Raw genomic sequence first — 461 nt, 5'->3', positions numbered from 1 at the left:
AGCGCGTTCTTCTTCCCGGGGCGGTCGATCTCGATTTCCAGAACGTGGCGGTCGTTGGTCACTTTGACGAAGTCCGTCATGTGCCCTTCCTTCCCATGATTTGAGTGAAATTATGAACCAGCCAGGTCGATATTCAGGCTTGGTCGAGTGCCTGAGACAGATCCGCGACGATATCGCTTTCGTTCTCGATTCCGATGGACAGACGGACCGTGGACTGCAGGACGCCGATCCGGTCCCGGATTTCCACGGGTACGCCGGAATGAGTGGTCGTGGCCGGGTGGCTCGCCAGCGATTCCGTGCCTCCTAGGCTGACCGCGAGCTTGAAGATCTGCAGGGCGTTGAGGAACCGGAAGGCTGCCGGCTGCCCTCCCGCGATGTCGAAGGCGAAAGTCGATCCCGCTCCTTCGCACTGCGCCGCAAAGACGTTCGCCTGCGGTGAGCCCTCGGCATGAAACGGGGGA

The 461-nt window shown here is 60.7% G+C and carries 1 protein-coding gene; it reads right to left on the bottom strand.

Annotated features, from left to right (window positions below; translation table 11 throughout):
• Positions 1–133 precede the first annotated feature (133 nt).
• The coding region (locus ACODRZ_RS26850; RefSeq protein WP_488973202.1) for a PLP-dependent transferase at positions 134–461 on the bottom strand (328 nt) is incomplete at its 5' end.

This window comes from Novosphingobium sp. FG90, from assembly GCF_057808725.1.
This window is presented reverse-complemented; position numbering and strand designations above follow the sequence as displayed.